Raw genomic sequence first — 10,358 nt, 5'->3', positions numbered from 1 at the left:
TCTACAATCATGCTTACAGGCTCATCCACTGCCTCGCACACATGGTTGGCGTTAACCTCGATGCTCTTGGGTAGACCACTGAGCAAATCGCGGCCGCGTACTTCCATTACGGCAGGATTTTCCACCTTCATGGCAGTACCGATTTCAATCTTGATGTTTTCTGCAGTGCGTTCGCCAATGAACATATTGAAGGTTTTACGTACATAGCGGACGATAGCTGCATCAATAGCATCACCGCCGCAACGAACGCTCTTGGAAACTACAATGCCGCCCAAGGAAATAACGGCAACTTCGCAAGTACCGCCGCCGATATCAACAACCATGCTGCCGGTAGCTTCCTGTACGGGCATACCTGCACCGATAGCTGCTGCCATAGGCTCTTCAATCAAATAAGCTTCACGGGCGCCTGCTTCAATAGTAGCGTCGATAACGGCGCGCTTTTCTACCTCAGTAACACCGGAAGGTACGCCTACCAAAATACGGGGACGTACAAAAGTGCGGTTGCCCATAGCTTGCTTGATAAAATATTTCAACATGGACTGGGTAATTTCGTAATCAGCAATAACGCCATCCTTCATGGGGCGGATAGCGATGATATTGCCGGGAGTACGGCCGATCATGCGCTTTGCTTCCGCACCGATAGCAAGAACCTCGTTGGTGTCCTTTTCCACTGCCACTACAGAAGGCTCACGGATGATGATGCCCTTATCCTTGCAGTGCACCAAAGTGTTGGCAGTGCCTAAATCTATACCCATATCATCGGACATATTGTTAAAAATACTAATATTAGGGAATGTAAACTTCATTTCCGTCTGTCCTCCTAATCTACTAAGCCTGCTTCCTGAAAACTGTAATAGGTACCATCGCCAATAACCAGATGATCCAAAAGAGGAATGCCCAGGGTTTTGCCTGCTGCCAGAAGCACGGCCGTCAGCTGCCTGTCCTCCTTGCTGGGGTGAGGGTCTCCGGAAGGATGGTTGTGCGCCACCGCAATGGCTGCAGCATGCTGCAGGATTGCCGGCTGGAACACCTCCCGCGGATGCACCGTGGAGTTTGTCAGACTGCCCTCGGAAACAACTTCCGTACCTATTACCTTATTTTTAGTATCCAACAAAATTACTACAAATTGTTCCTTTTTGGCGTAACGCAGACGCGGCATCAAAAACGCTGCCCCTTCCTGCGGACTGCCAAAACGGACTTTATCTAAAGGGCGGGCGGACGCAATGCGCCTGCCAAGCTCCAAAGCCGCCAGCACCGTGGCCGCCTTCGCCTGTCCCAAGCCCCTTATTTGCATAAGTTCCTGCAGGTCCGTAATGCCTGCCAACCGTTTGTATAAACCGTTGTCCGCAGTCATCTCCCTGCCAATTGCTAACGCCGACCTGTCCGCTGTCCCGGTACGCAGCAAAACTGCCACCAGTTCAGCATCAGTCAACGCTTCCACGCCCCGCAGAAGCATTTTCTCCCGCGGTCTGTCTTCTAAAGGAAGATTTTTTAAATTTTCCTTTGCTTCATGTGCTTGCGCATCATGATAGTGGGATTCACTTTCCTTTGCCTGCCAATTTTTGCCGAGCTTCGCCACTTCTACCTACCCCGATTTCCTGCAACATCATGTGCAGACGGCTCAAAGGCAGACCTACTACATTATTGTAGCAGCCGCGAATTTGCTCCACCAGCAGCGCTCCTCTGCCCTGTATACCGTAGGCCCCCGCCTTATCCAAGGGTTCGCCTGTGGCTACATAGGCGTCAATCTCCTCCGCCTCTAACGGACGGAACTTTACATCAGTTACGCAGACTTCAGACAGCTCGCGCCCCTGATAACGAACGGCCACGCCTGTCATTACCTGATGGCTGCGGCCTGATAAACGGGCCAGCATGGCCTTCGCCTCGCAGGCGTCGGCAGGCTTGCCCAAAATATCTTCATCAATAACAACAATCGTATCCGCAGCCACTACGGGAACAGCGTCCCCTACTGCAGCTGCCACTGCCCTGCATTTGCCTTGGGCGTTATGCAGCGCCACCAAACGTGCCTCGGCAGCACTGCCTGCTTCCTCCGCAAAATCCGCCGGAACTACGCGGGCAGCGATGCCCACCTGCTCTAGCAGCGCCAATCTGCGGGGAGAAGCTGAAGCTAATACCACTTCCATAATGCTTAGCTTTCCTTCTTGCTCATGTCGATAACCATTTCTTGCTTTTCTAATTCGAAAATAACAACTTGTCTACCTTGGCGCACTGCATCGCGTTTAAAGATGCGGGCATAGCTGATGGTAACGATTTCCCACAGCACCACGCCGCCGATCATAAACGGCATGCTGTCCATATGGAAGAAGGTTGCCAGGCTGTTGCCAAAGGCCAAGCCTGCCAAAACACCTGCTACCGGCAGACCATAAACAATGAGCTTCGCCTTAGTCTGATCGCCTTCACGATATTCAGCGCCCACTACATCGCCTGCTTTAGCACCGATAGGGTTCCAACAATCTAAATACTTAGGCAAACCTGTAAGTTCGCTCTCAGCTTTATTAACTTTAATCTCGGCTCTTTCGCCATACCTTTTTACAACAATACCTCTAATTTCCGCCATGAAGTCTAGACCTCTCCTCTATTAATATGGATATGCAAAAATATACAAATAACCGGCACCAAAAATAACGCCGTAAATAGCTAAGAATGCTAAGCAGCCCTGCCAAGTTACAGGATAGCCAAAGTTAAAGTCCTCGCCAAAAATACCACGGCGGTTGAAGAAAGTATATTTTTTACGTTTTCTAAACCACAATGCCTTGCGTTCCGGGCCAATATACTTCGCTACCAAGAAAATATAGACAAAGGAAGCGAAAAATATAGTCATAACCCTGCCGCACATGGCCAAAGGATGTACATGTTCAAGTCCTTCCATAATTTCTAAACCTCCCTAAAACTTACAGTTGGATGTATTTGTCAGGCATTTGTCTGCGCAGCTGTTTCAGGAAACGGTCGCTGCATTTAAAGAGCAGACCAGCCAATTTGTTCTTCTTGCCCTCGGTAAATACCAATAAACGTTGAGGATTATTATCCAAGGAGTTGTAACGATGAATATAGTGGCTGATTTTGGTTTTACGGAAGAAGCTCTTCACGTATTTATCAGTAAAGCTTTCGGTGCGGGTCAGGTCAACGAAATAGCTGTGCTTAACAAAGCCCAAGCCGCTGGTAATAACCTCCAAACGATGATCCTTGTACAGAATCAAAGTGTACTTAAAGGAAACGCGCCATACCCACAATGCCAAAAGCACCAAGTCGATGCCCCAGCCCAACAAGTTCAAGCGTTTGGTCTCCTGCAGACCGTTCCATTCGTACACAAACAAGCAGCCGATTAAAATTAAAGCACCGGCAGCAAAAATTTTGCGTTCAAAGCTGGTAGTTGATTCCTCACGAATAATTTCTTCCAAAAATATTCCCTCCATTTTATGCGTGTAGCAACACTGCTCCATTTTCATCTAAATATTATACCAAAAATTACCTTTAAAGCATATACCTAAAACACGGAAAGCTCAGAAAAAATGCAAGCTTTATGTAAATTTTTTTACATGAGCCTGTAGCGATGGTTTTTGTTCTCCTGCATAAAGAGTCCGTCGATGTGTACCTTGCCGTTGTCTATACTGAAAGCGTCAGAAACGAAGGTGCCAAAGTTAGTGCGCACTTCTACATCACGGAACTGCAGATGCTTTTTCCTGTTGCTGAACTTGCCGCTGATCTCGTGGAAGGGCACAAGGTAGATGCTGCCACCACCGGAAGTGAACTTGCCGTAGGTGTGTACGTCGCGGGTAGCACCGTAGCCGCGCATGTGCAGCTCCAGTTCCACACTGCATCTTACCTTAGGGTCCCGCGCTGCCAAAGAAGCAATCAGCTCGTGGCCTTTGGCATCCACCGCATAATCACGGGTATCGAAATTATACCAGCCGCTAGCGTCTACGTTGCCGCCGTAGAGGCCTGCTGTAACATCGCTTAAAGTTACCATACCGTTTTCATAATGGAAATTTCCGGCCACTTTGTTAAAGAGCAGCGCAGGAAGGTGCAGCTCCTCGAAGCTAATCACGCCATCAATCAAAGGGTCCACAGGCGTACCTGTAACTTGACCTGTAATAGTAACAGGGTCTTCGATATTGCCTAAGCCCAGGGATTTAGGCACTACTTCTTCCAAAGCCAGGTGCATATCCGTCCCCGGCTTGCCGTCTAGGCGCACCTTGCCCTCTAGGCGCAAACCGGCACCCTGCATAACACCGCCGAAGGGACCGCTGACCAGCTTTAGCTGCAATTCGTTATCGTTAAGCACTGCTAACTGTATATCCACATCATGCAAAGCAAAGATACGTTTCTTTTGCACTGCCAGCAGTTCCGCATCATGGATAAGCAGTTGCATGCGGAGCAGCTTTCCTGCCAAGTTTAGCTTGCTTTTGCTCTTGATTTCCGAACCGTCGGGCTTCTGCCCCTGCTTGGGAGGGGGCGGCAGTTGGCCAATCTCCGGCTGCATTTTTTCGTTAAAGGCAACCATGAACCGTGGTCCTGTCAGCTCCAACTCCTTAATAGAGTCTTTGCCGAAGCTGCCTGTAACAGCGTCCCAAAGGCTCACCTTGAAGCGTACCTTGGGCACAAAAATTACAGGCTCTCCCTTAGTGTCTAACCAGCTAAGATTTTCCAAATAAACGTTGCCATAAAGATCTGCATCCACCTTTTGGGCGGTAACGCTGCCCTGCAGCACCTGCTGTTTCAGCATCTCTCTGGCGAAAATTTCTTCCGCATGGCGTTGAGCGAGATTTGCCATATAGTAAAAGCCTGCAGCGCCAACAACGCACAGGCTTAAAACTACAGCTAAGAAACGATAAGGCTTATTGAACATAATATCCTCCCGCCTAAAAACAGGCAAGCTCGTTTTTCAACTAAAATATGTCGTTACTCTTCGTTATTCTTCCTCGCCATCAAGCATTTGCTCCAAGGTGTGCCAGCCAAGGACTGCACATTTTACGCGGGCGGGCATGTGGCTTACATCCTTCAGGATGCCTGCTTCCTCCAGCTCGTCGATTTCGTCCTCGGTAGCAGTGCCCTTGATCATCCGCAGGAAGATGTCTGCCAGATGCAGCGCTTCCTCACGGGGCTTGCCAATAACAAGATCCAGCATCATATCGGCACTGGCTTGGGAAATAGCGCAACCGCTGCCCGTAAAAGCACCGTCCACAACCACGTCGTTCTCCACCTTCAAGCGCAGAGTAATGTCGTCACCGCAGGTGGGGTTGTAGCCGCGCATTTCCATATCTGCATCGGGCAGCTCGTGCTTATGGCCCGGATGCATATTGTGGTCAATTAAAATTTCGTTATAAAAGGCTCTATTATCTGCCATAACCCATTCTCTCCCTTATGCTGCCTAAGCAGGTTAAAAATTTCTGCACATCTGCTTCCGTATTGTAGAAGGCAAGACTAGCGCGGGCAGTTGCACCGCAGTGCAGATGGTCCAACAGCGGTTGGGCGCAATGGTTGCCGGCACGGATATTGACACCGTCCGCATCCATAATGGCTGCAATATCGTGGGGATGCACGCCGTCAATAGTAAAGGTGATGATACCCTTGTGTTCTTCCCACTTTTGGGAGCCGATAATGTTGATGCCTTCCAGCTTCTGCATACCTTCAAAGCACAGCTTGGTCAAAGCAGCTTCGCGGGCTTCCATTACTTCAAAACCAATGCTGTTCATATAGTCGATAGCAGCATGGAGACCAACGGCACCGGCAGCATTGACCGTGCCTGCCTCGAATTTATGGGGCAGGGGCGCGTATTCCTGGGTATCACGGCTAACCCAGGTAATCATTTCACCACCATAGCAATAGGGAGGCATCTTATTCAGCAGCTTCTTCTTGCCGTAAAGTACACCAATGCCCATGGGGCCGAACATTTTGTGACCGCTGAAAGCAACAAAATCAGCATCCAGCTTTTGTACGTCCACAGGCATATGGGGTGCGCTTTGCGCAGCGTCCACTACTACTACCGCACCAACGGCGTGAGCCAGCTCAATAGCCTTCTCCACCGGATTCAGGCGGCCCAGGACATTGCCCACCTGCGCCATGGCTACAATCTTCGTCTTAGCAGTAATGGCCTCTGCCAAAGCTGCATCGGAAATATAGCCTTCCGCATCGCAGTCAATATATTTTACTACAGCACCGGTCTTGGCAGCAGCCATGCGCCAAGGCAGCATATTGCTGTGGTGCTCCATAATAGTTGTTACAATTTCGTCCCCGGGCTGCAGTACGCTTAAAGCGTAGCTGTAGGCAACTAGGTTCAAGCTTTCCGTAGTATTACGGGTGAAGATAATCTCCTGCTCGCTTTTTGCGTTAATGAATTTTTGCACAGCAATACGGGCATTTTCGTAAGCATCAGTCGCTTCCATAGCCAGTTGGTACAGACCGCGCAGAGGGTTGGCATTATGCTTCAAATAGAAGTCGCGCTCCGCCTCAATAACGCAGGTAGGACGTTGGCTGGTAGCGGAATTATCCAAATAAGCTACATCCGTAGCTGCCAGCAGGGGAAAATCTTTCTTATAATCAACAGTAAGCAAATCACTCACCATCTGCAATTACTCCTTCCAGATAACGTTCCACCAGTTGGACCGTTTCTTCGTCCTCAATGCGGCGGCACAGGGACTCGATTTTAGCCTTGGCCATCATATCAATGGCTTCATGCTCAGCAAAACCGCGACTCATCAGATAGAAGAGCAGGTCTTCGTCCAGCTTGCCGATGCTGGCGCCATGGTTGCCCTGTACATCTTCCTCGCTGCACAAAATCAGGGGGATGGATTGGTTCACCACGTCGTCGCTAAGCATGAGGACGGTTTCCTTCTCATCACCGGTGGCACCGGCGCTGCCGTTTTTAAAATCAATAGTACCGCGGTAGATTTTGAAGGCACCGCCTTGCAGTACACCATCCGCAGTCATGTTGCAATCAGTCTTTTTGCCATAGTGGTTGGCAATAAAGTTCATATCCAAGTGCTGCTTGTTGCGGCCGTAATAGCCAATAGCAGCATCAAAGCTAGCGCCGTCGCCTTCCAGCTCCGTGCGCACGCCGTTATAAATCTTGCTTGCGCCCAACTGGATTTGCAGCACTTCAAAGCGGGCATCGCCATCTAATTGGCAGCCCACATCATTAAGATGGGTAAAGCCATGACCCAAAAGCTGTACTTGCACCAGTTTTACCTTGGCGCCTGCTGCAGCGGCAATCTTGGTCTGCACATTGGCAGTACCGCCTGCAGTAGCAGTGCTGATATAAGTCATATAAACAGTCAGATCACTGCCTGGTTTAGCTTCGATTTCCAAACGGTTGTAGCAGTTTTGTCCCTCTGCATAACGCAGGGTAACAGCTGCAGTGCTCTTGCCTGCATCCGCAACCAGATGCAGCTTTTTGCCCTCGCCCAACTGCTCCATTTCTTCACCCATTCCCGTGGGGATGGCATCAAAATCCAAGCCATGTACCGGGCAGGCATCCGCTTGAGCACAGCCACAGCAATTTCTGCCGGGAATACGGGGGATGTGGTTCTTATTTAAACATACGCTGCCTTGCAGGGCCACACGGGGCTCGCATTCATCCATAGGAACAGCAAGCTGCACATGGCTTTCGTTCATGCGCAGACGGTTCCAGGTAGGCGCAGGCAGCTGGTTAACAATCATTTCAATATTTTCCATTTTGCTTCTCCTTAACCAATACTGCCCTGCATTTCCAGGCGGATCAGATTGTTCATTTCTACAGCATATTCCAAGGGCAGTTCCTTGGATACATTGTCAGCAAAACCGCTAACAATCATGGCGCGCGCTTCTTCCTCGCTAATACCGCGGCTCATGAGATAGAAAACTGCATCGTCGCTAATACGACCGATTTTTGCCTCATGTCCGATATCAGCATCAGCAGTACGCACATCAATAGCGGGAATAGTGTCGGAGCGGGAAATATTATCCAGCATCAGGCTTTGGCAGGAAACAGATGACTTGGCCTGTTTTGCCTTATTAGTCACTACAACGCTGCTGCGGAAGGTGCTGATACCACCGCTCTTGGAAATGGAACGGGTGTTGACAATGCTGGTAGTTTTAGGCGCATTGTGGACAACCTTGCAGCCTGTATCCAAGTTTTGGTCATGGCCTGCAAAGGTAACGCCGGTAAATTCGCTGTGAGCACCTTCACCATTCAGAATGCTCATGGGGTACAGATAGGACACGTGGGAGCCAAAGGAACCGGATACCCATTCAATAGTACCGCCTTCTGCTACCAAAGCCCTCTTAGTATTCAGGTTATACATATTCTTGGACCAGTTTTCAATGGTGCTGTAGCGCAGTTTTGCCCCTTTGGCAATAAACAGCTCTACGCAGCCTGCATGAAGATTGGCCACATTATATTTCGGAGCACTGCAGCCTTCAATAAAGTGCAGATCCGCGCCTTCGTCAACAATAATCAGGGTGTGCTCAAACTGGCCTGCGCCTTTAGCGTTCAAGCGGAAGTAGGACTGCAGAGGAATAGCCACCTTAACTCCCTTGGGCACGTAAACAAAACTGCCACCGGACCATACTGCACCGTGGAGAGCAGCAAATTTGTGGTCCGTAGGCGGAACCAGCTTCATAAAATGCTCTTTAACCATATCCGCATAGGGACCGTTCAAAGCGCTTTCCATATCGGTGTACACAACGCCTTGGTCTTCCACCTCTTTGCGCACATTATGGTAAACAACCTCGCTGTCGTATTGGGCGCCTACGCCTGCCAGACTTGTCTGCTCTGCCTGGGGAATACCCAAACGCTCGAAGGTGTCTTTAATATCGTCGGGAACGTCTTCCCATTTGCCCTGCATAGTGGTGTTAGGACGTACATAGGTAACGATATTGTCCATATTGAGGCCATCAATGGAGGGACCCCACTGGGGCATACGGGAATTGTTATAAATTTCTAAGGACTTCAAGCGGAACTCACGCATCCATTCAGGATCGTGCTTTTCACGGGAGATTTGCTCAACAATCTCGCGGGTCAGGCCGTCCTCAATGCGGTACGCGTCCTTGTCCTCATTACGGAAGTCATAAAGACTTCTATCTATATCTTCAACAAAGGTTTTTTCTTCCATAGGTCACTCCGTCTTATTTCTGCAGGAATTGTTCAAAGCCATGCTTGCTGATTTCGTCCACCAGCTCGGGACCTGCGTTTTTAATGATGCTGCCTTGAGCCAGAATGTGGGTTTTGTCCACATGCAGCGCTTCCAGAATCTTGGTGTTATGAGTGATGATCAGCAAAGCGCCATTGCGATGCTCTTGGAAAGTTTTGATGCCTTGGGAAACAATCTTCACTGCATCAACGTCCAAACCGCTATCGGTTTCGTCCAAAATCGCCAGTTGGGGGTTCAGCATCAACAGCTGCAGAATCTCTGCCTTTTTCTTTTCGCCACCGCTAAAGCCCATGTTCAAATCACGTTCAGCATATTTGCTGTCCATTTGCAGCAGTGCCATAGCTTGTTTCAGCTCCTTGCGGAAATCCCAAGCCTTAATGCGCACGCCACGTTGTTGCTCCAAAGCAGTTTTCAAGAAGCTGCTCAAAGAAATACCGGGCACTTCCAAAGGATTTTGGAAGGACAGGAACAAGCCTGCCTTAGCACGTTTATCAACGGAAAGCTTAGTAATGTCTTCGCCGTTGAAGGTGATGGTGCCATCGGTGATGGTGTATTTGGGGTTGCCCATGAGAGCGTAGCCCAAAGTGGACTTGCCTGCACCGTTAGGACCCATGAGTACGTGGGTTTCGCCAGGCTTAATATCAAGATCAATGCTGTGCAGGATTTGCTTGTCTTCTACATTAACCTGCAAGCCTCTAACTTCTAATAAATTTTCAGCCATATTTATCCTCCAATCGTCTGCCGCAAGCAGACTTTTAATTCCCATTTTTTTAGTATGAATTTCTATCTTTATTATAAAAGTATTTACCTACCAATGCAAGAGGTTATCCCCCCTGCCACTCACAATTTACAAAAATATTGCAAGTAAATGCCTAGGGCAGGTATCTTTTTATTATAACTTATTAGCCGAGTTTTTACCACTGTAAATTTTCCGATATACGCAGTAGTTTACTATGAAAAGCAAAAATTATAGCAACAGGTGCAGATACAAAAGGAACCACGCCATAGCAACGCAGGTTTCACATTCCTTTTTCTATGCAAAACACCCTTGTTGTGCTATACTGAAGGTGAAACGTAAAGTGGGTGCACCCCTAAGATGGAAGTGCACGTGGCTCTCGTAAGAGAAGTACATTTGGTAGATTTGCTGAATGCAGAAAACCGTTGCAGAAGTGGCTTCGGTAGTAGTATCGATTTACGTTGGTCCTGTAA

At 49.0% G+C, this 10,358-nt stretch carries 12 protein-coding genes; all 12 read right to left on the bottom strand.

What is annotated here, in order from left to right:
- The coding region (locus ACJMM4_RS01465) for a rod shape-determining protein (protein ID WP_405382752.1) at positions 1-806 on the bottom strand (806 nt) is incomplete at its 3' end.
- 14 nt (positions 807-820) lie between these two features.
- A complete protein-coding gene (radC, locus tag ACJMM4_RS01460; protein ID WP_405379786.1) occupies positions 821-1,579 on the bottom strand; it encodes a DNA repair protein RadC in 759 nt (252 codons plus the stop codon).
- On the bottom strand, positions 1,539-2,144 hold the full coding sequence (locus ACJMM4_RS01455; RefSeq protein ID WP_405382750.1) for a Maf family protein: 606 nt from the start codon (positions 2,142-2,144) through the stop codon (positions 1,539-1,541). Before ACJMM4_RS01455 ends, radC begins: the two co-directional genes overlap by 41 nt.
- A 5-nt stretch (positions 2,145-2,149) precedes the next feature.
- Positions 2,150-2,578 (bottom strand): SoxR reducing system RseC family protein, encoded by a 429-nt coding sequence (locus ACJMM4_RS01450; RefSeq protein ID WP_405379782.1) that lies wholly within the window; start codon positions 2,576-2,578, stop codon positions 2,150-2,152.
- 21 nt (positions 2,579-2,599) lie between these two features.
- Positions 2,600-2,890, bottom strand: coding sequence for a hypothetical protein (locus ACJMM4_RS01445; RefSeq protein WP_405379780.1), 291 nt, complete (start codon positions 2,888-2,890; stop codon positions 2,600-2,602).
- A 22-nt stretch (positions 2,891-2,912) separates the two neighbouring features.
- Complete coding sequence (locus ACJMM4_RS01440) at positions 2,913-3,419, bottom strand: hypothetical protein (protein ID WP_405379778.1); 507 nt, start codon at positions 3,417-3,419, stop codon at positions 2,913-2,915.
- A gap of 134 nt (positions 3,420-3,553) precedes the next feature.
- Positions 3,554-4,867 carry a hypothetical protein gene (locus ACJMM4_RS01435; protein ID WP_405382748.1) on the bottom strand — a complete coding sequence of 438 codons (1,314 nt, stop codon included), beginning with the start codon at positions 4,865-4,867 and terminating at the stop codon, positions 3,554-3,556.
- Between the two features lie 63 nt (positions 4,868-4,930).
- The gene (gene sufU / locus ACJMM4_RS01430; protein WP_405379774.1) at positions 4,931-5,365 is read right to left on the bottom strand and encodes a Fe-S cluster assembly sulfur transfer protein SufU; all 435 of its coding nucleotides are present in this window, start codon (positions 5,363-5,365) and stop codon (positions 4,931-4,933) included.
- On the bottom strand, positions 5,355-6,584 hold the full coding sequence (locus ACJMM4_RS01425) for an aminotransferase class V-fold PLP-dependent enzyme (RefSeq protein ID WP_405379772.1): 1,230 nt from the start codon (positions 6,582-6,584) through the stop codon (positions 5,355-5,357). The genes sufU and ACJMM4_RS01425 overlap by 11 nt, the downstream gene beginning before the upstream one ends.
- Positions 6,574-7,692 carry a SufB/SufD family protein gene (locus ACJMM4_RS01420; protein ID WP_405379770.1) on the bottom strand — a complete coding sequence of 373 codons (1,119 nt, stop codon included), beginning with the start codon at positions 7,690-7,692 and terminating at the stop codon, positions 6,574-6,576. The genes ACJMM4_RS01425 and ACJMM4_RS01420 overlap by 11 nt, the downstream gene beginning before the upstream one ends.
- A gap of 11 nt (positions 7,693-7,703) precedes the next feature.
- Positions 7,704-9,110 carry a Fe-S cluster assembly protein SufB gene (sufB, locus tag ACJMM4_RS01415; RefSeq protein ID WP_405379768.1) on the bottom strand — a complete coding sequence of 469 codons (1,407 nt, stop codon included), beginning with the start codon at positions 9,108-9,110 and terminating at the stop codon, positions 7,704-7,706.
- 13 nt (positions 9,111-9,123) lie between these two features.
- Entirely contained in the window at positions 9,124-9,870 is a 747-nt protein-coding gene (gene sufC / locus ACJMM4_RS01410) for a Fe-S cluster assembly ATPase SufC (protein ID WP_405379766.1), read from the bottom strand.
- Between the last annotated feature and the right edge of the window lie 488 nt (positions 9,871-10,358).

Source organism: Phascolarctobacterium sp., from assembly GCF_045124115.1.
In the GTDB taxonomy this organism is placed as follows: Bacteria; Bacillota; Negativicutes; order Acidaminococcales; family Acidaminococcaceae; genus Phascolarctobacterium_A.
The sequence above is the reverse complement of the archived record's forward strand: the minus strand, read 5'-3'. Positions and strand labels throughout refer to the sequence as shown.

Bases quoted from the DNA above. Each gene is read 5' to 3' on its own strand.
- ACJMM4_RS01455 (WP_405382750.1), bottom strand. From the start codon at position 2,144: ATGGAAGTGGTATTAGCTTCAGCTTCTCCCCGCAGATTGGCGCTGCTA.
- ACJMM4_RS01450 (WP_405379782.1), bottom strand. From the start codon at position 2,578: ATGGCGGAAATTAGAGGTATTGTTGTAAAAAGGTATGGCGAAAGAGCC.
- ACJMM4_RS01445 (WP_405379780.1), bottom strand. From the start codon at position 2,890: ATGGAAGGACTTGAACATGTACATCCTTTGGCCATGTGCGGCAGGGTT.
- ACJMM4_RS01435 (WP_405382748.1), bottom strand. From the start codon at position 4,867: ATGTTCAATAAGCCTTATCGTTTCTTAGCTGTAGTTTTAAGCCTGTGC.
- sufU (WP_405379774.1), bottom strand. From the start codon at position 5,365: ATGGCAGATAATAGAGCCTTTTATAACGAAATTTTAATTGACCACAAT.
- ACJMM4_RS01425 (WP_405379772.1), bottom strand. From the start codon at position 6,584: ATGGTGAGTGATTTGCTTACTGTTGATTATAAGAAAGATTTTCCCCTG.
- ACJMM4_RS01420 (WP_405379770.1), bottom strand. From the start codon at position 7,692: ATGGAAAATATTGAAATGATTGTTAACCAGCTGCCTGCGCCTACCTGG.
- sufB (WP_405379768.1), bottom strand. From the start codon at position 9,110: ATGGAAGAAAAAACCTTTGTTGAAGATATAGATAGAAGTCTTTATGAC.
- sufC (WP_405379766.1), bottom strand. From the start codon at position 9,870: ATGGCTGAAAATTTATTAGAAGTTAGAGGCTTGCAGGTTAATGTAGAA.